Origin of the sequence: Kosakonia oryzae (genome assembly GCF_001658025.2) — a bacterium.
In the GTDB taxonomy this organism is placed as follows: domain Bacteria; phylum Pseudomonadota; class Gammaproteobacteria; order Enterobacterales; family Enterobacteriaceae; genus Kosakonia; species Kosakonia oryzae.
The window spans coordinates 2392301-2418700 of the sequence record NZ_CP014007.2 but is presented as its reverse complement, the minus strand read 5'-3'; the positions used below and the strand labels follow the sequence as shown (position 1 = coordinate 2418700).

Genomic DNA, 26400 nt, shown 5'->3' with positions numbered 1-26400 from the left:
ATGATGAGCAGCCGCAAACTGCTGGAACAACTGGTGGCGTTTAACACCACCAGCCGCGAATCTAATCTGGCGCTGATCGACTTTGTTCGTCGCTACTTAACCGGGCTTGGTGTCGAGTGCGAACTGATTCACAACGCCGAACGCAGCAAAGCGAATCTGTATGCCCGGCTTGGCCCATCGGGTAGCGGCGGCGTGATGCTCTCGGGCCACAGCGACGTGGTGCCCGTTGACGGGCAGAACTGGAGCGTTCCCCCCTTTGTGCTGACTGAGCGAGAAGGCAAACTGTACGGTCGCGGCACGGCGGACATGAAAGGCTTTATCGCCTGCATGCTGGCAGCCGTACCCTATTTTCTTACGCAGCCGCTGGCGCAACCGCTGCATCTGGCAATCTCTTATGATGAGGAAGTGGGATGCCTTGGCGTGCGAACGCTGCTGGACGCGCTCTCTCAGCGGCCGGAAAAGCCCGATATCTGCCTGATTGGCGAACCCACCGAATTGCAACCCGTGCTCGGCCACAAAGGCAAGCTCGGCGTGCGCTGTGAAGTACAGGGTGCCGCCTGCCATTCGGCCTACGCACCACAGGGCGTGAATGCCATCGAATATGCCGCAAAGCTTATCCAGAAGCTTACGGTGATAGGCCAGCGGCTGGCCGCGCCGGAACATCAGGATGCGCGTTTTGATCCGCCGTTTACCACCGTGCAAACGGGCGTTATTCAGGGTGGCCGGGCGCTCAATATCGTGCCTGCCGAATGTACGTTTGACTTCGAGGTCCGCACATTGCCGCAGGATGACGCGCAGGAAGTAGCCGAGGAACTGGAGCATTACGCGCAGCGCGAACTCCTGCCGCAAATGCACGCCGTGAATAGTGATGCGGCGATCCGCTTTTATCCCATCAGCGGTTATCCCGGTTTGTACACCGCCGCGCAAAGCGCCGCGGCGCGACTGCTTGCTCATCTCACGGGTTCCAGTGCGTTCAGCACCGTCGCATTCGGTACGGAAGGAGGGTTGTTTCATCAGGCGGGTATTCCCAGCGTGGTCTGCGGGCCAGGCAGTATGGCGCAGGGCCATAAAGCGGATGAGTTTATCACCGTTGAACAGTTGGACGCCTGCGATGCCCTGCTACGCCGTCTTGCTATATGGATGTGCCAAAAAGCATAACGTTGCCGCCCAACACTATCGCACCGTAAATGCCGGGCGCGTCCTCGGCCGCCCGGCATTTATTCCCCCACCCTTTACTGCTTTAACTTTTCCAAATGCCAGCTTCAGGAAGCACTAACCGCATGATGCACGCTGAAGCCGTATGCTGGTGGTCAGTATTTGATAGCCCGTTTCTGGAGATTCCATGGTCAGTGCAGAAGTCACCACATTCCCGCAGCCCGCAACGCTGCCCCCCGTCGCGCACACTCACGTTGCCGTACGGCTTGATGGCGTACTGAAACGCTTTGGCGATGCCATCGCCTTACACAAAATTTCCCTGATGATTGAGGAAGGGGAATTTATTACGCTGCTAGGCCCTTCCGGCTGCGGTAAAACCACGCTGCTGAATCTGATGGCGGGTTTCGCCGAAGCGGACGGCGGCGAAATCTTCATTGATGGCGATCTGGTTACCGATATACCGCCCTGGCAGCGTGAAATCGGCATTGTCTTTCAGAACTACGCACTGTTCCCACATATGACGGTCGAGAAGAACGTGGGTTACGGCCTGCGTATGCGCGGTGTGCCGAAAGCCGAGATTGCTGAACGCGTTGAGCAGGCGCTGGCGCTGGTGAAACTTGCCGGTTATGGCCACCGCAAGCCACGTGAACTTTCTGGCGGCCAGCAGCAGCGCGTGGCGCTGGCCCGCGCGTTGGTCATTCGCCCTAAAGTGCTGCTGCTGGATGAACCTTTCTCCGCACTGGACAAAAACCTGCGCCTGTCAATGCAGGTTGAGTTGAAAGCGATTCAGCGCAAGCTGGGCGTCACCACCGTTTTCGTGACGCACGATCAGGGTGAAGCGCTGAGCATGAGCGATCGCGTGGTGGTGATGTCGGCAGGCCATGTACGCCAGATCGGCACGCCGGATGAGATTTATCGCCGTCCGCAGGATCCGTTTGTCGCGGGTTTTGTCGGTGATGTAAACATTCTGCCGGGGCGCTACGCCGGTCGCGATGGCGATGCAATACTCGATCTGGGCGGTAATGTGCTGCGTCTGCCAGCAGAGCGCGTTCATGCCACGATTGGCGAGCGCCTTGATGTCTACGTCCGTCCGGAAAATATTCAACTGGCTGCGCTTGGCCCGCATTCATTGTTGAGCGCCACGGTTATCGCCCATGTCTTTCAGGGCGATCATGTTGATGTCCATCTTGATGTGCCTGCACTGGGCAACGCCGCGCTGTTTGCCCGCCAGTCCGGCCTGAATTCGCTGACGCGCTGGCCAGTCGGTAGCCTGGTTGGCGTGAGTGTCGATGACGAAGGCGTGTGCGCATTTAGCACGGCGAAGCAGGGATAAGCCGCAATGATACCTGAAATGATGAATGCCGTGATTGCCTGCCGCCCGGGCGGCCCGGAGGTGTTAGAGCGCGTACAGCGCCCTGTGCCGCAGCCTGGCGCCGGTGAAGTGCTGATCCGTGTGGCCAGTGCGGGGGTCAATCGCCCCGATATTCTGCAGCGCAATGGCATGCCGTTGCCGCCAGGGGTAACCGATGTGCTGGGGCTGGAAGTCTCCGGTACTGTGGTGGCGCTGGGCGCGGGTGTTGAATTCCCCGCGGTTGGCTCGCCGGTCATGGCGCTGCTCAATGGCGGCGGTTATGCGGACTACTGCGTGGCGCGTGCTGAACTCTGTTTATCCGTGCCGGAAACGCTGCCGCTCGCGCAGGCCGCAGGCGTGCCGGAGGCGGCATTTACCGTGTGGCATAACCTGTTTGAACTGGGGCGTTTGCAGCCGGGTGAAAGCGTACTGATTCACGGTGCAGCAAGCGGTGTTGGCACCTTTGCTATTCAATGTGCGCAGGCATGCGGGGCGCGGGTGATTGCGACGGCTGGCGGGAGTGAAAAGATTGCGGCGCTGCAACAGCTCGGTGTCTGGCACGCCATCAACCGCCACAGCGAAGATTTCGTCGCCGTCGTGCTTGCCGCAACCGAAGGACGCGGTGTCGATGTGGTGCTGGATAATGTCGGTGGCGATTACGTGGCGCGCAACCTGAGCGCGTTAGCGCCGGGCGGACGTCATATCAGCCTTTCATTTATGCAGGGCGCGAAGATTGAACTCGATCTGCAACTGGTGATGCGCAAAGGGCTGAGCCTCACCTCTTCTACCCTGCGCCCCAAAAGCGTGGCCGAAAAAATGCGGCTGGCGCAGTGCATCAACAAACATCTGCTGCCGCTGATCGGCGCAGGCAAAATCGCACCGACGCTGTATCAAACCTTACCGTTAGCGCAAGCCGCTGACGCTCATCGTCTCCTTGAGGCCAATGCCAACATCGGCAAAGTGCTGCTGCAGGTGGCGCCATGATGCAACTCTTTTATGCCACCACCTCCGCTTATGTACGCAAAGTGATGGTGTGCGCAAGCGTACTGGGTCTGGCTGATGAGATAGAACGGCTGGATTCTGCCGCCCACCCAATTGAGCGCGACGAACGTATCGCCGTGTTTAATCCGCTGGCAAAAGTACCGGCGCTGCGCACCGAAAACGGGCTCTGTCTCTATGACAGCCGGGTCATTTGCGAATACCTCAACGCGCGGGCCGGGGGCGATTTATACCCGGCACAGGGTGATGCACGCTGGAGAAGTCTGGCACGCCAGGCGCTGGGCGACGGGATGATCGATGCTGCATTACTGGCACGTTACGAATTCAGTGCGCGTCCCCCGGAGAAGCAGTGGCAGAACTGGGCTGACGCGCAGCTGAAAAAAGTTGCCGCCGCACTGGCAGAGATCGAAGGCCAGGCCAGCAGTTTCAGCACTCATCCCAATGATATCGGGCTGATTGCCATTGGCTGTGCGCTCGGTTATCTCGACTTCCGCTTTGCCGGGCTCAACTGGCGCGACGGTCATCCGCTTACCGCCGCCTGGTTCGCCCTCTTCGATGCGCATCCGGCGATGGCCGCGACGCGTCCGTATTAATCAGGAGTGTGCATGTCACAGCAGATCTATTTTCTCAATGGGCCGAACGCCAATTTGTATGGGCTGGATAAAAACGGCACCTACGGCAGCGAAAGTTTTGTCAGCATCGAAGCGCGCTGTCAGCGACGCGCCGCGTCACATGGTGTGATATTGCATTTTCGCCAGAGCAACCACGAAGGCGTATTGGTTGACTGGATTCAGGAGGCGCGTCAGAACGCGGTGGGGTTAATTATCAACGCCGCGGGTTTAACCTACAGTTCGGTGCCTATTCTTGATGCGTTGCTGATGTTTGATGGGCCGATCATTGAAACGCATATGAGCAACATCTGGAAACGCGAGCCGTTCCGCCATCACTCGCTGGTGTCGAAAGCGGCGACCGGTGTGATTGCCGGGCTGGGCGCAGCCGGTTACGAGCTGGCGATCGACGCGGTGGTCAACCTGCTGGGAACGCACGCTGCATGAGTACATTAGTGTTTTACAGCGAATTCGACAGCTTCGAAGAGTGGTCCGGTTTACTTGCCCCACATTTGCCCGGCGTGACGATTTGCCGCGCCGAAACGGTGCAAAACCCCGATGAGGTGCACTATGCGCTGGCATGGAAACCGCCTCATGGCTTCTTTGCGCCGTACCGCAATCTCAAACTGTTGGTGAATCTCGGCGCGGGTGTTGATTCGCTGGTGGGACGCGACGATCTACCGGACATTCCGATAATCCGTCTCTCCGATCCGGATATGGCACGCATGATGGCCGGGTACGTGCTGTTTGCCGTGCTGCGCTACGCGCGCGATATCCCGGCATTTGAACGCGCGCAGCGTGAACAGCGCTGGCATTACCTGCATCCACGCAAACCTTCCGGCATCCGGGTTGGTGTGCTGGGTTTGGGAGAGTTGGGCGCCTATACGGCGCGGGAACTGGTACGACAGGGGTTCGACGTGCGCGGCTGGTCGCGTTCGCCAAAAGCGATGACGGGTATAACGTGCAGCAGTGGGCTGGCGTCGCTGAATGATTTTCTCAGCCAGAGCGACATTCTGGTGGTCATGCTGCCGCTCACGCCGCACACCGCTGGCTTGCTGAGTGCAGAGCGGCTGTCGCGCCTGCCGTACGGCGCGGCGTTCATTAATGTTTCGCGCGGGGCGATTGTCGATCAGGCGGCGCTGACTGACGCGCTGCGCTCAGGGCAGATTGCTGAAGCCACGCTGGATGTGTTTGACCGCGAGCCGCTGCCTTCCTGCGATCCGCTGTGGCGGATGGATAACGTGCTGATCACGCCGCATCTGGCCTCGGTCGCCATCCCGGCCAGCGCCGCACAGCAGGTGGCAGAAAACATCCTGCGTGCCGCACGCGGTGAATCAGTGACCAATCAGGTGTTCCCGGAGCGTGGGTATTAACGGAAAGCCGCGCAATGTCTGGCAGCCATGCTGCCGACATTGCGCCAGGCGTTACATTGCGCCGCCGGGCATCCATCACGCCACCCGCACCACCTGCGGATCGAAATAACTGGGTGCCGCCATGCCAGGAATATACTGGTCGGAGATAAAAACGCGGCAGCGCTCAGCGAAGGCGTTAACCACCATGGAGTGCTGGGTGTGAGCGGCGGTCGCGTAACCGAGTAGCATCGGCCTGTTGGTCCCGGCCAGCCGTACGCGAATCAGGCGTTTGCCATCCTGGGAGAGATGCGCTTTCGGCCGCACGTTGGCGATACCAAACCCCACGCCGTTCGCCACCATCGCACGCACCACTTCCATATTGCTGGAGCGCATCACCACATTCGGCGTTACGCCCGCCTCGCTAAACAGCCCGAGGAAATATTCACGGCTCCACGGCATATCCAGCAACACCATCGGCATCGTCGCCAGATCCTGAATGGTCACCGCCGATTGTGTCGCCAGCGGATGATGTTCACCCACCATCACATACGGTGGCAACTGTGCCAGCGACGTAAATGCGATGTCGCTGGCGGGAACCAAATCGTAGGTCAACGCGATATCGATGTCGGCGGTGCGCAACTGTTTCAGCAACTGTTCATGGTTGCCTTCGACAAGCGTAATGCGCACGCCGGGAAACGCGCGGCCAAAGCCGAACACCAGTTCGGGCGTCAGCATAGGCGCCAGCGTATCCAGACAGCCCACGCGCAGCGGGCCGCGCACATGGTTCATGGATTCCGACGCGATAGTATAAAGGTTCGACATCTGCTCCAGAATGAGCTTCGCCTCTTTCAGAACCTGATGACCGATCGCCGTGAGCGAAACGCCCTGCGCGTGATGGCGCACAAAAAGCTGTACGCCAAGTTCAGATTCGATATGGGTGATAGCAGCCGAGATCGACGGCGACGAAACGTGGATACGTTCTGAAGCGCCAATGATGCTGCCCGCCTCTCCCGAGGCGACAAAATATTCCAGCTGACGCTGGGTTATGCGACTGAGCATGCAGGTTCTCCTGAGATCGCCGACGCGATCATGTCGCGTCAGTCATTCTAATAGTGCTTATTTTTATGCACTTATCATGCCAAACGACAAATAACAGCATAATTCCCTGGTTTTGTTGTACCGCCCTTCCCTTCAGCCTTATCACTGGTTAAGAAAATCCGTTGCAAAGCAGCGCCTTTTTTAGCGTCAGAAATCCTGATGCAACGGCGAGGAAAAGGCTGTTTTACGGAATCAACTCGCAACGTCATTATCGCTTTCACACCAGGGAACACCGTTTGCACCGTTCCGGCGCGCCGGGTTTCAGATTGCTACAACAGCCATTTCATAAGATGGGGATGAGAATATGTTGCGTAAGATTTGTGCCTTAACGTTGTTGACCACATGCGTGCTCAGTGCAGGCAATGCGATGGCCGCTGACAAGCTGATTGTCAGCACCTGGGGCGGCGGTTTTAAAGATTTGATCGATGAAACCATTGCCAAAGAGTTCACCAAAGAGACCGGCGTAGAAGTGCAGTTTGTCACTGGCGGCACCATTGATCGCCTGAACAAAGCCAAGCTGGCGGGCGGTTCACCGGAAACTGACGTGACCTTTACCACCGCGCATGTGGGCTATCTGTACGCCAACTCAGGCCTGTTTGAAAAACTCGATATGAGCAAAATCCCGAACGCAGCAAACCTGGTGCAACAGGCGAAAGTCAGCCCTTATCACCTCGGCGTGTGGGGCTACGTTTACACCATCGGCTATCGTCCGGATCTGGTGCCCAAAGGTGAAACCTTTACCAGTTGGAACGATCTGTGGAAGCCCGAGCTGAAAGGTACGCTGGCGCTGCCAGACTGGGATCCGAGCCATATCATTGCGGTGGCCGCCAAACTTTCCGGCAGCGATGCGGCGCACTGGGAGCAAGGCCAGGCGAAGCTGAAAGCGCTGATCCCGAATATCAAATCGTTCTATACCGATGATGCCAACAGCCAGCAATTGATCTCCACGGGCGAAACCCCGGTACAGGTGATGCTGTCGATGAACGCCTACAACATGATGGCTGAAGGGGTGGACGTCAAACTGGCGATCCCCAAAGAGGGGGCGATTTTGGGCGTCGATACCATTGGTATCAACAAAGGCACCAAACATAGCGATCTTGCATATAAGTTCATGAATATTGCCCTGAAGCCCGACATTCAGGAGCAGGTGGCAAAGATTTATCACGGCAGCCCAACGGTAACCAACGCGCATATCGATCCTGAGCTGGCGAAACTGCCGGGCATGCTCACCACGCCTGCACAGTGGAATGCCACCATCAATACCGATCCGCAACTGCGCGCCGAGAAAACCGCAGAGTGGCGTCAGTGGTTCTCTGAAAACATCATGTCTCATTGATTTATCGGGCGGCTTGCGGGCCGCCCGGGTTCTACCGGCAGCACATTACTCAGGCAGCAAGGTCTATGACGAGAAAACCGACATTTTTACCCTGGTTCATCATCCCCGCGACGCTCGCCGCTGTCGGGCTGGTTGTCGCGATGTTCGCGGTGATGCAGTTCAGCGTGCGGGCGTATATTCCCGGTTCGCTCGACGTGGGCGGATTTACGCTGGCGAACTTCAAAGGCCTGTTCAAAAGCATCTATGCCGATGCGTTTATTAACACCGTCGTGCTGAGTGCGAAAACCGCTATTTTTGGCCTGCTGATGAGCTACCCGCTGGCGTATGCGCTGGTGCGCACCCGCACCACATGGATCAAATCCGCGATTTTGATCATTGCGATTACGCCGATGTTTCTCGGCGAAGTGGTGCGCACCTATTCCTGGATTATCGTGCTGGGTAACAGCGGCTTCCTTAATAGTCTGCTGCTGGCGTTGGGCGTTATCTCCACGCCGATTCAGTTTATGTTTACGCAAACCGGCGTGGTGCTGGCACTGGTGCACGTGACCATGCCAATCATGGTGCTGATGCTGGCGACCGCCTTGTCGCACATCAACCCGGATTATGAGAAAGCCGCCGCCAGCCTGGGCGCAGGGCCGATCCGTACCCTGCTGACCGTGACGATTCCCCTCTCGATCCCCGGCATTGTCTCCAGCCTCACTACCGCGTTTGCCTGGACCTTTAGCGCCTTTGCCACACCGCAGCTTATTGGCGGCGGACGCGTCAGCACCGTGGCGACCATGGTCTATCAGTTGGGTTTCTCGTCGATGAACTTCCCGTTTGCCGCCGCGCTGAGCATCGCCGGTTTGATCCTGACCATCCTGCTGTTGCTGGCACTCAAACGCATGACCCGATTCCTGCGCACGATGGGAGAGCATTGATATGACCCGTTCGCTCAACGACAAACTGACTGTACTGGCGGGCCGCCTGCTGGTCGCTGCTATTCTGCTCTTTGTGATGCTGCCGACGATCGTGGTAGTGATCTCCTCGTTCAGCAGTACCGCCGTGTTGTTCTTTCCGCCGAAAGGCTGGTCGCTGCGCTGGTTCGAGCGCGCGGTGAATTATGATGATTTCCGTCACGGCTTCTACTCCGGGCTGATTGTTACCGCATGGGCATCGTCACTGGCGGTGATCATCGGCACCACGCTGGCGATTGCTATCGAACGCTATGCGTTTCCGTGTAAGCAGGTGCTGGAAGGGATTCTGCTGTCGCCGCTGTTTATCCCGCATTTCACCATTGGCCTGGGCCTGCTGATGCTGGTGTCGCAACTCAACCTGGGGCGCGGTTATCCGCTGGTGATTTTCTGCCACATCGTGCTGGTCCTGCCGTTTGTGCTGCGCAGCGTTTATGTGTCGATAAAAAACCTTGAACAGCGCATTGAACTGGCAGCAGCAAGCCTTGGCGCATCGCCATTGCGCGTGGTGTGGACCATCACCGTACCGCTGATTTTGCCGGGCCTGTTTGGCGGCTGGCTGTTTGCCGCGATCCTCTCGTTTAACGAATTTACCGCGTCGTTGTTTATTACTACCCAGGCAACACAGACCTTACCGGTGGCAATGTACAACTATGTGCGTGAATTTGCTGACCCGACACTGGCGGCCCTGTCGGTTATTTATATTGCCGTCACCGCCACCTTATTAATTATTGCCAATAAGTTTTTAGGCCTGGGGAAAATATTGAACATTGAGACCAGACATTAATTAACCGTGAATGAAGGCGCACTGGAATTTCCCGTGCGCTGCCTTTAAGACGCCTGATTATCATTAATACGACACCCGATTACGCTTCGCGATAAAACTATCGAGGGTCGCTTATATCCAGGAATTCAACATGTCAGTAGAAAAAATTAATACCGTCATTGTCGGCGCAGGTCAGGCCGGTATTGCCATGAGCGAGCATCTGGCATTAATGGGCGTGCCCCACGTCGTACTGGAACGCAGCCGCATCGCTGAACGCTGGCGTTCTGAACGTTGGGATTCGTTGGTAGCGAACGGTCCCGCGTGGCACGACCGCTTTCCATCGCTGAAATTCGACAATATTTCCCAGGAAGCATTTCCGCCGAAAGAGCGCATGGCGCAATATTTTGAAGACTATGCAAGGATGATTAACGCTCCCGTACGCACCGGCGTTGAGGTACATCAGGTTGTGCGCCTGGCGGGACGCAGCGGATTCAAAGTGGTGACCTCCGCCGGTGAATTTGAAGCCGCGAATGTGGTGGCCGCCACCGGCCCGTTTCAGAAACCCTCATTCCCGCAGATCGTGCCGCAAAGCGCAGGCGTGCAGCAGATTCACTCTTCCGTCTACAAAAACCCGCAGCAACTGCCCTCAGGCGGCGTGCTGGTGGTGGGTGCTGGCGCTTCCGGTACGCAAATTGCCGAAGAGCTGCGTAAAGCGGGCCGGGACGTTTATCTGTCGGTCGGCGAACATTATCGCCCGCCGCGCGCCTACCGTGACCGTGATTACTGCTGGTGGCTCGGCGCGCTTGGCCTGTGGGATGAAGTGAAAATAAAACCGAAAAAAGAGCACGTTGCTTTTGCGGTAAGCGGCTATGAAGGCGGTAAAACCGTCGATTTCCGTCGCCTGGCGCATATGGGTATTACGCTGGTGGGCATCACCCAAAGCTGGGATAACGGTGTCCTGAGCTTTGCCGACGGCCTGGCGGAGAATATCGCTGCGGGTGATAACGCCTACTTTGACGTGCTGCGCGATGCGGATGCTTACATCGAACGCAACGGGCTGGATCTGCCGCCCGAGCCGCAGGCGTGGGAACTGCTGCCGGATCCGCAATGTCTGCTCAATCCGCTGGCGCAATTAGATATTGCCGCAGCGGGTATTACCACCATTATCTGGGCGACGGGTTTTAAATTTGATTTTAGCTGGCTGCAAGTGGATGCCTTCGACGAAAAAGGCCTGCCATTCCATAAACGCGGTATTTCCGCCGAGCGCGGTATCTATTTTCTCGGCCTGCCTAATTTAGTAAACCGGGCATCATCGTTTATTTATGGTGTATGGCACGATGCGAAATACATTGCCGATCATATTGTTTTGCAGAACGCTTATACCGACTACGTTAAATCATAATTGTCCACGTATTCTGATCGTCACCGGTGGCTAAATCATCGTTATTTAGCCACACCGTCCTGGATAACAACATGATCATCACCTGCATTGAAGATCTCCGGCAACTGGCGCGTAAGCGGGTGCCCAAAATGTTTTACGATTATGTCGATGCCGGCTCGTGGAGCGAATATAGCTATCGTGCCAATGAAGCGGATTTACGTCGCCTTGAGTTTCGCCAGCGCGTGGCGGTCGATATTACCGCCCGCAGCACCGCCAGCATGATGCTTGGACAGCCTGTAACAATGCCCGTAGCCATTGCCCCCACGGGGTTAACCGGCATGATCCATCCCGACGGCGAAATCCTTGCGGCACGGGCAGCGAAAACGTTCGGCATCCCCTTTACGCTTTCGACAATGAGTATTTGTTCCATTGAAACCGTGGCGCAGGCTACGGATTACCATCCCTTCTGGTTCCAGCTCTATGTCATGCGCGATCGCCAGTTTGTCGCGAATCTTATCGATCGCGCAAAGGCCGCCAACTGCGGTGCGCTGGTCGTGACGATGGATCTCCAGGTGTTTGGGCAGCGCCATAAAGACATTAAAAATGGCCTGTCTACGCCGCCGAAAATGACGCTGCGCAACCTGCTGAATATTGCCAGCAAACCCCGCTGGTGCCGCAATATGCTCGCAACCCGCAACCGTAACTTTGGCAATATTATCGGTCACGCCAGCGGTGTTAATAACATTGATGCCATGGTGGAGTGGACAGCGCAGCAGTTCGATCCGCGCCTCTCCTGGCAGGATATTGAGTGGATTAAACGGCGCTGGGGCGGCAAGCTGATCGTAAAAGGCATTATGGACGTAGAAGATGCCCGCCTGGCGGTGGCGGCAGGCGCGGATGCGCTTATTGTCTCTAATCACGGCGGCCGTCAACTGGATGGCGTCTCGTCATCAAGTACCTTATTGCCAGAGATTGTCGCCGCAGTGGGTAATGATATTGAAGTCCATTTCGACGGCGGGATACGTTCCGGGCAGGATGTGCTGAAGGCGATTGCGCTGGGGGCTAAAGGAACCTATATCGGGCGCAGTATGCTGTATGGCTTAGGGGCGATGGGCGAAGAAGGTGTCACCCTGGCGCTAAATATCATTCGTAATGAATTCGATTTGTCGATGGCTTTTTGCGGCAAGACCCATGTTGCTGCCATTGATGCAGGGATCCTGCGGCGCAGGTTGTTTGACTGACTTGCCCCATTTGGCTGTTATAATCCCGCTAACACACCAATGGGTTTAATGACGACAATGACAAAACTTACCTTGCAAGAGCAGCTGTTAAAAGCGGGATTAGTCACCAGCAAAAAAATGGCCAAAGTCCAGAGAACGGCGAAAAAGTCCCGCGTTCAGGCGCGTGAGGCCAGAGAAGCGGTAGAAGAAAATAAGAAAGCGCAACTTGAGCGCGATAAGCAACTCAGCGAACAGCAAAAGCAGGCTGCGTTATCGAAAGAGTATAAAGCGCAGATCAAGCAGCTTATTGAGATGAACCGCATCACAATAACGAAAGGCAATATCAGTTTTAACTTCACCGACAATAACCTGATTAAAAAAATAGAAGTCGATAAAGTGACTCAGGCGCAGCTGATCAATGGCCGTCTCGCCATTGCCCGTCTGGTGGCCGACAACAGCGGTGATAACCAATACGCCATTATCCCGGCGGCTGTCGCCGATAAAATTGCCCAGCGCGATGCCAACTGTATTGTGCTGCACAGCGCGCTCACCCAGGAAGCACAGGACGAAGACGATCCGTATGCCGACTTCAAAGTGCCCGATGATTTGATGTGGTAATTCGCGTTTCAGAATGGGCTGTCATGACGGGCGTTGATCCACGTGTTGCTGCCAGGATGAACAAAATGCAACGCGCTGGCGTGCAGCATCAACCGCGGTGCCCGTTCAGTCCCCGGCATCAGCCGACCGCCATACAGATCGCACCCCAGAATCGGATGCCCGAGGTGCTGGCAGTGAATGCGTAGCTGGTGCGTGCGCCCGGTTTCAGGAATAAGCTCCACGCGCGACAGCGGCAGTAATCTGCCCTCTTCCTGCGTCTGGTAAAAACGCTCAATAACGCGAAAACGGGAACGCGCTGGCTTGCCGCTGGCCGCACAAAGCGACATCAGCGGGAAGCATGCCGGGTCTTTGCCGATCGCCGCATCGATCACCCCTTCGTCGTCGTGCACGTGTCCGCAAAGCAATGCGCTGTAAACCTTGGTGACGCTGCGCTGGCTGAACTGCTGGCAGAGCGCGGCATTAATGGCTTTATTGCGGGCAACCACCATTAACCCGGAAGTGCCAAAATCGAGGCGGTGCACCAGGGTGCATCCGGGGAATATCTGCACCAGCCGATAATGCACCGAATCGAGATTTTGCGGGTTTTTCCCCGACAGGCTGAGTAATCCGCTGGGTTTATTGATCAGCACCAGGTGCTCGTCCTGATAGAGCGTTTCAATATTGTCGTGACACGGCGGGGCAATAAAAGTATCGATCGTAGACATCGGGCAGCCCGAGTGGAGAGTGGCAGCGGATAATAACGGATTTTCACCGAACTGGCGAACCCGGCGGTTCGCTTAACGGGCGCGACAGGCGTTTTCCCCCTGCTGCCTGGCGTTCCGTGGTTTTCCTCACTCGCAGAGCAGAAATTTATCATTCACACTTAACCAGGCATGGCCTGCGCAGGCATTGTGCTTTACACTGCGCGCTGCAAAAAACTGAGTAGATAAACGATTAACCAGGCGGTACAGCGATGAACGGAACAATCACAACGTGGTTTAAAGATAAAGGTTTTGGCTTTATCAAAGATGAAAACGGCGAAAACCGTTATTTTCATGTGATTAAGGTTGCTAACCCTGAGCTAATTAAGAAAGATGCGGCGGTGACTTTCGAACCCACCACCAATAACAAGGGGTTATCGGCTTACGCGGTGAAAGTTATCCCTGACAGCAAATACATCTATATTGCTGGCGAACGTTTCAAGCTTGCGTCGATCAAATCGTATCTGGTGTACAGCGAAGAAGTCCCCGCTGATACTCGCATCGATAAAGAAAACGTCGTGTTGTCGGTGGGTCTGCTGATGGAAAATATCCGGCCGAAGAGCACCACCAAGCCGGGCGAAATGCGCTCGGTGAAAAAACTGGCGATCACCACCTTTCAGGGCACAACGTCCATTTTCTCGGAAGATGAAATCGACATTGATGCGACGGTGAAAATGCTTAAAGTTTGAGCCACCGTTGCTCTGCTTTCTGTACCACGCGCTGGCGTACCGTAAGCCAGCGCATGGTAATGAGAAAGAAGCGGGCTGAATGTCGCTTCTTTTCCCATTCAAGGTAAACCAGCTTAATCCGGGCGCTTGCCTGGCATCATTCTCAGCAAGGTATTATCCCGCAGTATATAGTGGTGCAACAGCGCGGCTGCCGCATGCAAGCCAATGATAAAATAGCCCGTATTCGCCAGTAATTCATGAATCTCTTTCAGGCTATGTTGCAGTACACTATTTTTTTCTGCCGCAACCGGCATGTTAATAAACAGAAAGCTCCACTCTTTCTGGCCGTAATAGAGCGATACCACCCCCAGCAGCGGAAGAAAAATAAACAGTGCATATAAAATAAAATGCACCACAGTGGCGCTGAGTTTTTGCCATTGTGGCAGAGCGGGAACGATCGGCGGTTCCGGGAAAATAAATCTAAATACCATTCTGACCAGCATCAGAATAAAGACACTGAGGCCGCAAGTGTAATGGGTTATTGTCATCCAGTAACGGCCGACAGAATCTTTGGGGAAAATATCCCTGAATTCCATCGCCGCGTACGCGATCGCGATCAGCAATAAAACCAGCCAGTGTAGTGCTATCTGCCCACCTGAGTATTTTTTCATTTTTTCTTTCCTGCGAATGAAACGATTATTTAAGCCAGCGCCTGTCCGGCGAGCGAACCTGCGCCCATCGACAACGCCATCGCCATGGCGCTCCAGAAGGTGATGCGAATAATGGCTTTCAGCGGCGGCGCTTTGCCGGCGACCGACGAGATATAGCCGAGGAGCGCCAGGGAAAAAAGTGTGGAAAGGATGACGCACAGCAAAACCCACCGTGCCGGCGTTAACCACGCCACCAGAACCGGCAACACCGCACCGGCAGAAAAACTGATGGCTGAAAAAATCGCGGCCTGCAGCGGCCGTGCTGAATTCGTCTCCGTCAGGCCCAGTTCTTCCCGGGCATGCGCTTCAAGCGCATCCTTTGCCATCAGTTGCTCCGCAACCTCGCGGGCAAGCGAAGGCGTCAGCCCCCGTTGTATATACAGTGACGTCAGTTCCTGCACCTCCCCGGCATAATCCGTCGCCAGCTCCCTTTTTTCCTGTGCCAGCGCCGCCTTTTCGGTATCGGCTTGCGATGAGACAGAGACATATTCTCCCGTTGCCATTGACATCGCACCGGCGACCAGCCCGGCAACGCCCGCCAGCAACACGCCGGAGGAGGAACTCCCCGCAGACGCAACCCCGAGAACAAGGCTGGCCGTTGACACGATGCCATCATTGGCGCCCAGTACTGCCGCCCGGAGCCATCCCACTCTTCCGATACTGTGAAGTTCCAGATGCATGATGATGTTTTCCTTTTATCCGTGAATGAATCTGCCTGGCATTACGGGTATTAAAAAATCGCGTTGAGAAGGTGTTAATTTATTCTGTCAGCCTTAACGTCACATTAAGAGGGAATGAGTAAAATCCAGGATCTGCTGATTTTTATTTTTCCAAACGCTGAAATGATAATAGCTATCATGCTCATTCATAAGTTGTTCAACAAATTATCCCATCAGCATTACCATTAATTTCATTTTACCTTTCATGCAGGTTATGACCGGTAATTTTCCGGCGCCAGTATGAATTGTTCAGATTATTCACCTGCAGTCAAAGCGAATTGCGACGTTGTCACGTTGTCAGAAAAAAGAGGTGTAAAGTTCACCATAACGAGACGTGCCGTGCGCTGGCGATTTTCGTTTCTCTCAACCATGCTTTTTGTACTGACATTTTGACACGAGAAATCACCCATTTCGCCCAGGACACGATAATGCGCAATGCCCTTATCCCTCTCATCACGGCTGTGCTTCTTTTTATTACCGGCGTTTTTATTCTTAATATGCAGCTCTGGTACTCCACCCGGGCGGAGCGCCTTGAAGGTGCCATATACGCGGTGAATAATATCAATAACATTCTTGATGAAGCGTCCCATGCTACCCATCTTGCCATTGACATCGCGGGGAAAGGATGCGATCCGGAGGGACAATTTCAGCTCGGCACTGAAGCCGCCCTGCAGCCCCATCTGCGCACGATCCTGATTGTTAAAGGCCGGGAAGTCTGGTGCTCATCGCTACCGGGAAATCGCGGGCTGCTGGCGCGTATTCCCAAAATGTCTGCGGCCAGTCTGTTTCTCGCACCGGCAGAGGACGCGGCAAACGAACAGCCCTTTCTGGTCTATCAGACGCGATTTGCCGCAAGCCGCGTGCTGGTCACCATCAGCGATCAGCATATTCGCGAGGCGCTGAATGCGCCGTTAGAGGGGGTTATCTACCGATTGCGCGTCGGGAACAATGTGATCGGCCTGTCGGGGGATATCGCCGCGCTTAACGCCAGCACGCCCCCTTCGGGTCAAGTCAATTCGAAAGCCTATCCCTTCAGTATTATTTACAATCAACCGCCGCTGTTTAGCGTGTTCCGGCTCGTCTCTTTGGGGCCGGGCATCCTGATTTTCATCCTGTTCATCTCCTGCGCGGCGGCCTACGCGCTGGTTAAATACCTGAATAAAAATGCCACACCGGCAGAGACGCTGCGCCGGGCCATTACCAACGGTGAGATCGTGCCTTTTTACCAGCCGGTGGTGAATGGCAGAGAGGGAACCCTGCGCGGCGTCGAAGTACTGGCGCGCTGGAAACACCCGCAATCCGGCTATATCCCGCCCGTATCCTTTATCCCTTTAGCTGAAAAATCAGATCTGATCATACCGCTAACGCAAAGCCTGATGCGGCAGGTCGTGGCCAATATGAACGCCATTGCTCACATGTTGCAGGAAGGTTTTCACATCGGTATTAACTTCAGCGCGTCCCATATCACTTCGCCCGATTTTGTCGCGGAGTGTCTGAAATTCAAAGAGAGTTTCAATCACCCTGCGCTCAATCTGGTAATTGAAGTGACCGAACGCGAACCCTTAAACGTGGATGAAGATCTGGTGCATCGGCTGAATGTCCTGCATGAAAATGGATTTGTTATCGCACTGGATGATTTCGGTACTGGCTACTCAGGGCTCTCTTACCTGCACGATCTGCATATTGATTACATTAAAATCGACCAGAGTTTCGTTGCCAGAGTGAATGCCGAGCAGGACTCGACGCGGATTTTAGACTGCGTGCTGGATCTGGCGCGCAAACTCTCGTTAAGCATTGTCGCCGAAGGCGTCGAAACGAAAGAACAGCTCGATTACCTGAATCAAAACAACATCACTTTCCTGCAAGGTTACTACTTCTATAAGCCGGTCAACTTTCAGGAGCTGATCAAAATTCTGCTGTCAAAACCCAAAGTGAAGGTCGCTGTGGATGATGCAACGCGGGAAAAAGAGGATGTTCACGACATAGTGAATTGAAATAAAAACACTTTTTCCGGTACAGATTGTTGAAGATCTTATCTTTTTCGTATTTGTCGGCGATCGACGGAAGGCGGTAAACCAAACAGCCGGGCATATTCCCCCAATGCGCATTCCAATGTTCGAAAAGCGTATTGACTTCCCCCTTGGTGGAAAAGCGTCACGATATTGATCGTTGCCTTGCAAGAATGGACACGAGAGGCAGATCGGTTAATAGCGAACGGCGACTTTTTCGCATGATAATTCCGAAATAATAACGCCGCGTTCTTCATCATTACGCGCTTCTCGCCTTCATTCACGCAGCAATCCACGGCTCTGATGTAATACATTTCGCGGTGTGTACATTCGCGATAAACGTTTTCAGCACGCACATATTATATATCGGTTAATCGTACCACTACTCTTGTTGTACCCACGCGCTTTGCGGGGGAACACTTCCTCCGTGCTGCCATGGATATTCGCGGTTAATACTTTATCTCACAACTGTGGTAGCCCTTACGAAATAAGACCATCGGCATGAGGTAAATGTGAATAATACAATACACGATGTTTTATTACAGGATTATCCTTTGCTATTTTCCGGCTTGCCAGCAATAAGCTCTGAAAACGAAAGGGAGTTAGTGCAGTTCTGCGAACAGCATAAGGAACATGTTTTATCTGCGATGCCATGGGCGGCTTCAGAGATTGCAGGTAGTTGCGGGTTTAAATCCCTTTTTCAGCTCATTTCTCATCATGGTGGGCGAAAAATATATATCCCCAAGGATGCGGCAAAGTTCTATAAATTATACGAGATTGAGATTCCCAAAAAACAGTATTCCCGGTTATGCAAATATGCGGATTCTGCCGGGAACATCGAAATGCCATCGGCATGGGGCGTATTTGTGGCCATTCGTCGCGCGGCCATGCAGATAGCTATGCAGGACCAGGTTTCACCAAAATCGTTAGTGAAAACGTTTGGCGTCACCATGAGGAGTATAAGGCTCATAAAATCACGAAATACCTATCTGTAAGCAGGCAGTTGTCATCACGTTATTTTCACTCAATACACAAGGTGGATATTATGTCTCAGCAATACACTGTCAATGTTACCAATAATTCAACGATGTTTGGCTCTTTCTGTATTTATCAGTCATTACCGGACATTAGCAATCCGAATATTATGTCGTTGGCCTGGCTGACAAAAGCGGCCTTTCCCGGCACACTGCTCTCTTTCACGTGGGGAATTGACTACAGCTTTGTCTGGGATGATTCAGGACCGCTGGATGTGGGCAGTGTATTCACGGCGTCGCAGAGTGTTCCCTGCGATCCCTCCGGCAATAATAATATCACGCTGATGTACAGCAATGGCGCTTATAATTTTACCGGGCTGAATAATGGCGGGCGTAATGGCACCTTATTTATTACCGGCCATGAAAGTATTAACCCCGTTAATAGCGCCGCTGTCGGGATCGCCATGTCGGGCGCGGGAACATTTGTCCAGCCGGCGCAGCCGAATATGGATTTGGTGTTTTCCGTTACGCCGACGTACTGGATCACTTACGGTAATTACATCCCCGGCCAGGTTATTCAGATCAGCGATATCAGCAATGCACAGCAATTAACTTTCCCAATGGGCAGCTATGAACTTGATGTGACGCTGCAAAGAAATAATAGCTGGGTTGTCGCCAGCAACAGTTAACCGTTAATAACAGCGGGGAAAGGTGTGAGGCCATAATTTATCCCTCACGCCCTTCCCTCTTTATAATTCGTTTCAGAAGGGGAATAAAATGGACAAAGAACAATATGACCGACAGAAAATTAATGAATTTCTCCTGTTGGTGAGTAATGAGGATGAAGTCATTACCTCTACCGGTGCCAGTGTCGTCAATATTAGTGGCACGCTTTATAACGTTGATGGCAGTACGCCGGATCCCAAAAGAGTGCCGGGATATAAAGATAAAAGCTGGAAGGATTTACTCATTGCGAAAGGCATTCCGTCAGGCAGCCCTTGCTATATTACTAACGCCGTTCCGGCGGGCACCAGCCATCCTGAATTTTCCGTCGGTGGTCATATGACGCCCTCCAGCGACGGAAATGTGTCTGTCGGCGGGAGTTGTTATTTGATGCCCGAGTGCCAGTGGCATAACAATAAAGCCCGGGACGGTATTGCGTTTTATCACAGTGAAACGGCCATGCTTCAGCTCACCGGGTATATGCAGGGCGAGCTGGGAGCCACATTCCAGATACGGCTACCGTGCAGCGAAGCTTTTGGTCTGCTGTACAACCTTGAAGGTGACTGGCAACATCAAAACTTCGCCACTAAAGCGGACGCAGAATATTTTCTCGCCCAGTTGAATGGCGGCCAGCAAGTGGAACACCACCTTTTCGAACGTCATATCCAGCTCCAGGGTCAGAGCCAGCGGCTGAAGCTGGTCAAAGTCTGAGTATACCGTTCCTGCCGACGGGATAACCGGCAGGAACGGCTACCCTTCAAATCGCCACCAGTTGTCTTACGCCCTGCGCTTCCATCTCCTCGCCGCGTCCGCGCTGGATAATGGTGCCGCGCGACATCACCAGATACTGATCGGCGAGCTCAGCGGCAAAATCGTAAAACTGCTCCACCAGCAGAATGGCCATATCGCCGCGATTCGCCAGGCTGCGGATCACCGCGCCAATCTCCTTGATAACCGAGGGCTGAATACCTTCCGTCGGCTCATCGAGGATCAACAACTGCGGCTTGCAGGCCAGCGCCCGCCCGATGGCAAGCTGCTGCTGCTGCCCGCCGGAGAGATCGCCGCCCCGCCGCTGTTTCATCTCGCGCAGCACCGGGAAGAGATGGTAAATCTCGTCGGGCACCGTTTTCGCCTGGCGTCCCGAAAAGCGCGACAGCCCCATCAGCAGATTCTCTTCGACGGTCAAACGGGGGAAAATCTCTCGCCCCTGCGGAACGTAGGCGATCCCCTGCTGCACCCGCTGGTGCGGTTTGCTGTTATTGATCAGTTTGCCCTGCCAGTGAACCGTGCCGGACTTCGCCGGAATCAGACCCATCAGGCACTTCAGCAGCGTGGTTTTCCCCACGCCGTTGCGCCCCAGCAGGCAGGTAATTTCACCGGGTGTGGTCTCGAACGACAAGCCGCGCAAAATGTGGCTGCCGCCGTAATACTGGTTTAACTCTTTCACCTGCAACATATTAGCGCCCCAGATAAACGTCGATAACTTGCTCGTTGGCCTGCACCTCGCGCAGCGAACCTTCCGCCAGCACCTGCCCCTGATGCAGCACGGTCACGTAGTCGGCAATGGTTTCGACAAAGCCCATATCATGCTCCACCACCATCAGCGAGTGTTTGCCCGCCAGCGTGCGAAACAGCTCGGCGATATACTCCGTTTCGGCATCCGTCAGCCCGGCGGCAGGCTCATCCAGCAACAGCAGATGCGGTTCCTGAACCAGCAGCATGCCAATTTCCAGAAACTGTTTTTGCCCGTGAGAAAGCAGCCCGGACGGGCGCTGCCGATGCTCCGTCAGCCGCAGCAACAGCAGCACTTCATCAATGCGATCCCGCTGCTCGCCGCTGAGCCTGGCACGCAGGCTGGTCCACACCGACTTATCCATTTTCAGCGCAATTTCGAGGTTTTCCGTCACGCTCAGCGCTTCAAACACCGTGGGTTTCTGGAACTTACGCCCAATGCCCGCACGGCTAATCTCCACCGGCGACATCCCGGTAAGATCGATGTTCTGATCGTAGGTGATCGTGCCGCTGTCCGGCCGTGTTTTACCGGTAATGATATCCATCAGCGTGGTTTTGCCTGCGCCATTTGGCCCGATCACGCAGCGTAGTTCCCCCACGCCAATCGACAGCGACAAATCCGTCAGCGCGCGAAACGAATCAAACGTAACGTTGATTTTTTCCAGTTGCAGCACCGGATCGGTAGTTTCGCGGTAACGGTCCTGCAACTGCGGCTGGGTAAAAAGGGAATCAGTCATGCTTCCTCCGTTTGAGCAGGCCAATCACGCCGCGCGGCAGGAACAGCGTCACAAGAATAAACATCAGCCCAAGGAAGAAGAGCCACACGTCCGGGAAAGCGACGGTAAACCAGCTCTTCGCGCCGTTCACGATCCCGGCGCCGAGGATCGGCCCAATCAGCGAGCCGCGCCCGCCGAGCGCCACCCAAATCGCCGCTTCAATCGAGTTGGTCGGCGACATTTCGCTGGGGTTGATAATCCCCACCTGCGGCACATACAGCGCGCCCGCCAGCCCGCACAGCACGGCGGAGAGCGTCCAGACGAAAAGCTTGTAGCCTTTCGGATCGTAGCCGCAGAACATCAGCCGGTTTTCCGCGTCGCGCACGGCAGTGAGCACCCGGCCAAACTTGCTGCGCGTCAGCATCACGCCAATCGCCAGCGACCCCGCCAGCAGCAGCACCGTTGCCACAAACAGCGCGATGCGCGTACCAGTTGCCGATACCGGAAAGCCGAGCAGCGTGGTAAAACCGGTAAAGCCGTTGTTGCCGCCAAAGCCGGTTTCGTTGCGAAAAAACAGCAACATCCCGGCGTAGGTCAGCGCCTGGGTCATGATCGAGAAGTAGACATCTTTAATGCGCGAGCGAAAGGCGAAATAGCCGAACACCAGCGCCAGCAGGCCCGGCACCAGGATCACCAGGCACAGCGCCCAGGCGAAATACTGCGTTCCGGCCCAGAACCACGGTAATTCCGTCCACGAGAGAAACGACATAAACGCCGGCAGCCCGTCACCGGCGGCCTGGCGCATCAGATACATTCCCATCGCATAACCGCCGAGGGCGAAAAACAAGCCGTGTCCCAGCGACAGCAGCCCCGCATAGCCCCACACCAAATCCAGCGCCACCGCGACAATGGCGTAGCAGAGGATTTTGCCTATCAGCGTCAGCGTGTAGGTGGAGATCGCCAGCGGATTTTCCGCCGGGAGCAGCGCGAAAAAGGGCAGGATCAGCAGCGCGGCCAGCAGCAGTGAAGCGAGCATGCAGGTCAGGCGCGGCGCGCGTCGGGCGATAGTTAACGTAATAGGTTGGCTCATCAGTCAATTACCCGCCCTTTGAATGCAAACAACCCCTGCGGTCGTTTCTGAATAAACAGCACGATCAATACCAGGATCGCGATCTTGCCCAGCACCGCGCCGATTTGCGGCTCAAGGACTTTGTTCAGCACGCCGAGGCCCAGCGCCGCCACGACCGTGCCTGCCAGTTGCCCGACGCCGCCGGTTACCACCACGAGGAAAGAGTCAATAATGTAGCCCTGTCCCAGTTCCGGGCCGACGTTACCGAGCTGCGACAGCGCTACCCCGCCCAGCCCGGCAATACCGGAACCTAAACCGAAAGCCAGCATATCGACGCGCCCGGTGGGTACGCCGCAGCAATCCGCCATGCGGCGGTTTTGCGTCACCGCCCGCACGTTCATGCCGAGGCGGGTTTTGTTCAGCAGCAGCCAGGTGAGGATCAGCACGCCGATAACAAACACAATCACCGCAATACGGTTCCAGGGCAGCACCAGGTTCGGCAACACCGACCAGCCGCCGGAGAGCCACGCCGGGTTAGCGACTTCCAGGTTCTGCGTGCCGAACAGCACGCGCACCAGTTGAATCAGCATCAGGCTAATCCCCCAGGTGGCGAGCAGGGTTTCCAGCGGCCGTCCGTAAAGATGGCGAATAATGGTGCGCTCCAGCAGCATGCCGATAATGGCGGTGATAAAAAACGCCACCGGCAGTGCCACCAGCGGGTAAATCGCCAGCCAGTCGGGGGCAAAGCGCTGAAACAGATCCTGCACCAGCCAGGTGGAGTACGCGCCCAGCATCAACATTTCGCCGTGCGCCATATTAATCACGCCGAGCAAACCGTAAGTGATCGCCAGCCCCAGCGCCGCCAGCAACAGGATCGATCCGAGCGAAATCCCGCTGAACGCCTGGCCGAGCCAGTCGCCCCATCTCAGGCGTTGCTGTACCTGCTTCAGGCTGTCAGCGGCGGCCTGGCGCACGGCGGCGTCCGGCTCATTTTGCGGCTGCGTCAGACGTTGCAGGCTGGCCTGCACCTGCGGATCGCTGGCTTCGCCCAATAGTTTCACCGCCTGCAAACGCCGTTCGGCGCGGCTATCAGCAAGTTGTAAGTTCGCCACCGCAATAGCCAGCGCAGTGTGCACGCTGTCGTTTTTCTCTGCCGCCAGCCGGGCGCTGAGAAACGGCAGTTGATCGGCCTGCGCACCGTTTTGTAGCGTCAGAGCCGCGCGCAGACGGACGCTGTCGTCCGGGCTGACCAGTTGGTGCGTGGCCAGCGCGCTGGCCACCAGCCCGCGAATGCGGTTATTCATAAACACTTTTTTCGTCGCGCCCGCAGGCGCTGCGTCGCCTTCCAGCGCCGTTAGTTTGCCGTTCTGCTCGGTGAAGAGTTGACCATTCGTATCGGTGACGACCGTTTCGTCATTCAGCGCCTGCAACAGCGGCAAGCGCGATGCCTCCGGCGCGGCAGACCACTGCTGAAGCAGTTGCGCCTGCTGCGTGCGGCTGGCCTTGCCATAATCAGCGGCAGGCCCGGCCTGCGCCGTCGCGGTCATCAGCAGGCAGCCGAAAAGGAGAAAGCCCAAAGCCGGGAATATTTTCATCTGTCAGCGTCTTTTGATGGTTATCCGGCCAGGCCGGAACATTCAACCACTGTCAGGGGCAGTACGCCTGCCCCTGACACGTCTTATTTACCGCCGGTTTTTACCGGGTAATCCGGTTTTTTATCGTTGCCCGCAATGTACGGGCTCCACGGCTGGGCGCGGATCGGCTTATCGGTATTCCACACCACGTTGAACTGACCGTTCTCTTCGATTTCACCAATCATCACCGGCTTGTGTAAGTGGTGGTTGGTGGCATCCATGGTCAGCGTAAAGCCGCTTGGCGCAGCAAAGGTCTGGCCTGCCATCGCCGCACGGACTTTATCCACGTCGGTGGTTCCCGCTTTCTCAACCGCCTGCGCCCACATATGGATGCCGACGTAGGTCGCTTCCATCGGATCGTTGGTCACCACGGTGTCGGCGTTCGGCAGTTTGTGCGCTTTGGCATAGGCACGGTAATCCGCAACAAATTTGGTGTTCACCGGGTTGCTGACTGACTCAAAGTAGTTCCACGCAGCCAGATGGCCGACCAGCGGTTTGGTGTCGATACCGCGCAGCTCCTCTTCGCCGACCGAGAAGGCCACCACCGGCACATCAGTCGCTTTAATGCCCTGGTTCGCCAGCTCTTTATAGAACGGCACGTTGGAGTCGCCGTTAATGGTGGAGATCACAGCGGTTTTGCCGCCTGCGGAGAATTTCTTGATATTGGCAACGATAGTCTGGTAATCGCTGTAGCCAAACGGGGTATAGACTTCTTCAATATCTTTATCCTGTACACCTTTAGAGTGCAGGAAGGCGCGCAGAATTTTGTTGGTGGTGCGCGGGTAGACATAGTCAGTGCCGAGCAGGAAGAAGCGTTTTGCGCTGCCGCCGTCTTCACTCATCATGTATTCCACCGCCGGGATCGCCTGCTGGTTTGGTGCCGCGCCGGTGTAGAACACATTCGGCGACATCTCTTCCCCTTCATATTGCACCGGGTAGAACAGCAGGCCGTTCAGCTCTTCAAACACTGGTAGCACTGATTTGCGCGAAACCGAGGTCCAGCAGCCAAACACCACCGCGGCTTTATCCTGGGTCAGCAGTTGACGCGCTTTTTCCGCAAACAGCGGCCAGTTAGAGGCGGGATCGACCACCACCGGCTCCAGCTTTTTACCCAGCACGCCGCCTTTGGCGTTAATTTCATCAATGGTCATCAGCGCCATGTCTTTCAACGGCGTTTCTGAAATGGCCATAGTGCCGGAGAGGGAGTGCATGATCCCCACTTTAATGGTGTCTGCTGCGTATGCCTGTAACGACAAGCCCATGCTCAAAAAAGTGGCTGACAGGGCAAAAGCTTTCAGTAAAGAACGTCTTTTCATTACAAAACCCCTAAATGATATTGAGTGATTAAAATTCCCCGCCGGACGACGGGGCGGAACCACGGCTACGGTGAAACGGGTTGTAAACTTGCCTGCTGGAGCATGTGTAAGGTGATTTTCCTGACCTCGGCTTTGCTCTGAGAAATGTGCTCGGTCAGAATGCGCTGCGCCTCCTCGGTTTGCTGTTTCAGGATCGCCTGTAAAACACGGGCATGTTCGTTGTAGGTCGCATCCACACGGTCATTGCGGGTGAAATCAAGATGGCGGATGATGCGCATCTTCTCGGTCAACTCCACATGTACCCGTACCATTTCACTGTTGCCGCTGGCGCGTACCAGCGTGGTGTGAAATTGCTCATCCTGCAGCGATAACGCTTTGCTCGGCTCCATGCGCGGCGCGTCAATCCAGAAGCTGACCAGCGGCGCCAGATGTTCTGAACAGATGCCCGGCGGCATGCCGCATAAGCGACGTACCGCTTCCCTTTCCAGTACGATACGAAAGTCGTACAGCGCTTCGAAATAATTGAAATCAAAAGGTTTTACCTGCCAGCCGCTGCGCGAGTAAACCTGCACATACCCTTCATGCTCAAGCCAGAACAGCGCCTGCCGCACCGGGGTACGGCTGGCCGACATCCGCTCGGAGATCTCGTTTTCGCTGAAATGCGCGCCCGGCATTAAGCGAAAATCAAAGATGTCGTTTTTCAGTTCGTGATAAATGCGCTCCGCCAGGCCGACGGTGCGTTTTTTATTGCCCTTCTCGCTCATCATCCGTCT

Annotated in this window: 28 protein-coding genes; 17 read left to right on the top strand and 11 right to left on the bottom strand. The window is 55.3% G+C overall.

All coding sequences use genetic code 11. The features are described from left to right. The 6 genes from argE (at position 1) to AWR26_RS11520 (ending at position 5486) form a co-directional block, all read left to right on the top strand. Positions 1 to 1158, top strand: a complete 1158-nt coding sequence (argE, locus tag AWR26_RS11545) for an acetylornithine deacetylase (protein ID WP_064565964.1) — start codon at positions 1 to 3, stop codon at positions 1156 to 1158. Between the two features lie 184 nt (positions 1159 to 1342). Beyond that, positions 1343 to 2488 (top strand): ABC transporter ATP-binding protein, encoded by a 1146-nt coding sequence (locus AWR26_RS11540; protein WP_064565962.1) that lies wholly within the window; start codon positions 1343 to 1345, stop codon positions 2486 to 2488. A gap of 6 nt (positions 2489 to 2494) precedes the next feature. Next, entirely contained in the window at positions 2495 to 3490 is a 996-nt protein-coding gene (locus tag AWR26_RS11535; protein WP_064565960.1) for an NAD(P)H-quinone oxidoreductase, read from the top strand. Continuing rightward, positions 3487 to 4098 (top strand): glutathione S-transferase, encoded by a 612-nt coding sequence (locus AWR26_RS11530; protein ID WP_064565958.1) that lies wholly within the window; start codon positions 3487 to 3489, stop codon positions 4096 to 4098. The genes AWR26_RS11535 and AWR26_RS11530 overlap by 4 nt, the downstream gene beginning before the upstream one ends. A 12-nt stretch (positions 4099 to 4110) precedes the next feature. Beyond that, complete coding sequence (locus AWR26_RS11525) at positions 4111 to 4560, top strand: type II 3-dehydroquinate dehydratase (RefSeq protein WP_064565956.1); 450 nt, start codon at positions 4111 to 4113, stop codon at positions 4558 to 4560. Further along, on the top strand, positions 4557 to 5486 hold the full coding sequence (locus tag AWR26_RS11520) for a 2-hydroxyacid dehydrogenase (RefSeq protein WP_064565954.1): 930 nt from the start codon (positions 4557 to 4559) through the stop codon (positions 5484 to 5486). The genes AWR26_RS11525 and AWR26_RS11520 overlap by 4 nt, the downstream gene beginning before the upstream one ends. Positions 5487 to 5561: 75 nt before the next feature. On the opposite strand, the gene AWR26_RS11515 is transcribed toward AWR26_RS11520, so the two are convergent. Beyond that, on the bottom strand, positions 5562 to 6524 hold the full coding sequence (locus AWR26_RS11515; protein WP_064565952.1) for a LysR family transcriptional regulator: 963 nt from the start codon (positions 6522 to 6524) through the stop codon (positions 5562 to 5564). A 343-nt stretch (positions 6525 to 6867) separates the two neighbouring features. Here AWR26_RS11515 and AWR26_RS11510 point away from each other — a divergent pair, with 343 nt between their 5' ends. From AWR26_RS11510 to AWR26_RS11485, 6 genes are all read left to right on the top strand, one after another. Then, complete coding sequence (locus AWR26_RS11510; RefSeq protein WP_064565950.1) at positions 6868 to 7899, top strand: ABC transporter substrate-binding protein; 1032 nt, start codon at positions 6868 to 6870, stop codon at positions 7897 to 7899. A 65-nt stretch (positions 7900 to 7964) separates the two neighbouring features. After that, on the top strand, positions 7965 to 8819 hold the full coding sequence (locus AWR26_RS11505) for an ABC transporter permease (protein WP_064565949.1): 855 nt from the start codon (positions 7965 to 7967) through the stop codon (positions 8817 to 8819). A 1-nt stretch (position 8820) separates the two neighbouring features. After that, positions 8821 to 9639, top strand: coding sequence for an ABC transporter permease (locus AWR26_RS11500; RefSeq protein ID WP_064565947.1), 819 nt, complete (start codon positions 8821 to 8823; stop codon positions 9637 to 9639). A 130-nt stretch (positions 9640 to 9769) separates the two neighbouring features. Continuing rightward, complete coding sequence (locus AWR26_RS11495; RefSeq protein WP_064565945.1) at positions 9770 to 11020, top strand: flavin-containing monooxygenase; 1251 nt, start codon at positions 9770 to 9772, stop codon at positions 11018 to 11020. Between the two features lie 71 nt (positions 11021 to 11091). Beyond that, positions 11092 to 12240, top strand: coding sequence for an alpha-hydroxy acid oxidase (locus AWR26_RS11490; RefSeq protein ID WP_064565943.1), 1149 nt, complete (start codon positions 11092 to 11094; stop codon positions 12238 to 12240). Positions 12241 to 12297: 57 nt separating this feature from the next. Beyond that, entirely contained in the window at positions 12298 to 12837 is a 540-nt protein-coding gene (locus AWR26_RS11485; RefSeq protein ID WP_064565941.1) for a DUF2058 domain-containing protein, read from the top strand. Positions 12838 to 12845: 8 nt separating this feature from the next. On the opposite strand, the gene AWR26_RS11480 is transcribed toward AWR26_RS11485, so the two are convergent. Then, entirely contained in the window at positions 12846 to 13541 is a 696-nt protein-coding gene (locus tag AWR26_RS11480; protein ID WP_064565939.1) for an RluA family pseudouridine synthase, read from the bottom strand. 248 nt (positions 13542 to 13789) lie between these two features. On the opposite strand from AWR26_RS11480, the gene AWR26_RS11475 reads away from it, so the two are divergent. Next, complete coding sequence (locus tag AWR26_RS11475) at positions 13790 to 14266, top strand: cold-shock protein (protein WP_064565937.1); 477 nt, start codon at positions 13790 to 13792, stop codon at positions 14264 to 14266. Positions 14267 to 14379: 113 nt separating this feature from the next. Here the strand turns inward: AWR26_RS11475 and cybB are convergent, their stop codons facing one another. From cybB to AWR26_RS25715, 3 genes are all read right to left on the bottom strand, one after another. After that, on the bottom strand, positions 14380 to 14916 hold the full coding sequence (cybB, locus tag AWR26_RS11470) for a cytochrome b561 (protein ID WP_064565935.1): 537 nt from the start codon (positions 14914 to 14916) through the stop codon (positions 14380 to 14382). A gap of 29 nt (positions 14917 to 14945) precedes the next feature. Then, on the bottom strand, positions 14946 to 15635 hold the full coding sequence (locus AWR26_RS11465; protein ID WP_064565932.1) for a VIT1/CCC1 transporter family protein: 690 nt from the start codon (positions 15633 to 15635) through the stop codon (positions 14946 to 14948). 293 nt (positions 15636 to 15928) lie between these two features. Then, positions 15929 to 16264 (bottom strand): hypothetical protein, encoded by a 336-nt coding sequence (locus AWR26_RS25715; protein WP_244256262.1) that lies wholly within the window; start codon positions 16262 to 16264, stop codon positions 15929 to 15931. On the opposite strand from AWR26_RS25715, the gene AWR26_RS11460 reads away from it, so the two are divergent. From AWR26_RS11460 to AWR26_RS11445, 4 genes are all read left to right on the top strand, one after another. Further along, on the top strand, positions 16148 to 17668 hold the full coding sequence (locus AWR26_RS11460) for an EAL domain-containing protein (protein ID WP_244256251.1): 1521 nt from the start codon (positions 16148 to 16150) through the stop codon (positions 17666 to 17668). The two genes, AWR26_RS25715 and AWR26_RS11460, sit on opposite strands and share 117 nt — an antisense overlap. Positions 17669 to 18195: 527 nt before the next feature. Then, on the top strand, positions 18196 to 18678 hold the full coding sequence (locus tag AWR26_RS11455) for a hypothetical protein (RefSeq protein WP_139227894.1): 483 nt from the start codon (positions 18196 to 18198) through the stop codon (positions 18676 to 18678). A gap of 50 nt (positions 18679 to 18728) precedes the next feature. Beyond that, a complete protein-coding gene (locus AWR26_RS11450) occupies positions 18729 to 19346 on the top strand; it encodes a hypothetical protein (RefSeq protein WP_064565926.1) in 618 nt (205 codons plus the stop codon). 88 nt (positions 19347 to 19434) lie between these two features. Further along, a complete protein-coding gene (locus tag AWR26_RS11445; RefSeq protein ID WP_064565924.1) occupies positions 19435 to 20091 on the top strand; it encodes a hypothetical protein in 657 nt (218 codons plus the stop codon). Positions 20092 to 20137: 46 nt separating this feature from the next. Here the strand turns inward: AWR26_RS11445 and urtE are convergent, their stop codons facing one another. From urtE to AWR26_RS11415, 6 genes are all read right to left on the bottom strand, one after another. After that, entirely contained in the window at positions 20138 to 20836 is a 699-nt protein-coding gene (gene urtE, locus AWR26_RS11440; RefSeq protein WP_043953382.1) for an urea ABC transporter ATP-binding subunit UrtE, read from the bottom strand. Position 20837: 1 nt separating this feature from the next. After that, positions 20838 to 21629 (bottom strand): urea ABC transporter ATP-binding protein UrtD, encoded by a 792-nt coding sequence (urtD, locus tag AWR26_RS11435; protein WP_064565921.1) that lies wholly within the window; start codon positions 21627 to 21629, stop codon positions 20838 to 20840. Beyond that, on the bottom strand, positions 21622 to 22698 hold the full coding sequence (gene urtC, locus AWR26_RS11430; protein ID WP_007371802.1) for an urea ABC transporter permease subunit UrtC: 1077 nt from the start codon (positions 22696 to 22698) through the stop codon (positions 21622 to 21624). Before urtC ends, urtD begins: the two co-directional genes overlap by 8 nt. Then, positions 22698 to 24272: an urea ABC transporter permease subunit UrtB gene (urtB, locus tag AWR26_RS11425; protein ID WP_064565919.1), complete on the bottom strand. Its 1575-nt coding sequence runs from the start codon at positions 24270 to 24272 to the stop codon at positions 22698 to 22700. The genes urtC and urtB overlap by 1 nt, the downstream gene beginning before the upstream one ends. Before the next feature lie 83 nt (positions 24273 to 24355). Beyond that, positions 24356 to 25627, bottom strand: a complete 1272-nt coding sequence (gene urtA, locus AWR26_RS11420) for an urea ABC transporter substrate-binding protein (protein WP_007371800.1) — start codon at positions 25625 to 25627, stop codon at positions 24356 to 24358. Between the two features lie 65 nt (positions 25628 to 25692). Next, on the bottom strand, positions 25693 to 26394 hold the full coding sequence (locus tag AWR26_RS11415) for a GntR family transcriptional regulator (protein WP_064565917.1): 702 nt from the start codon (positions 26392 to 26394) through the stop codon (positions 25693 to 25695). Positions 26395 to 26400: the final 6 nt, after the last annotated feature.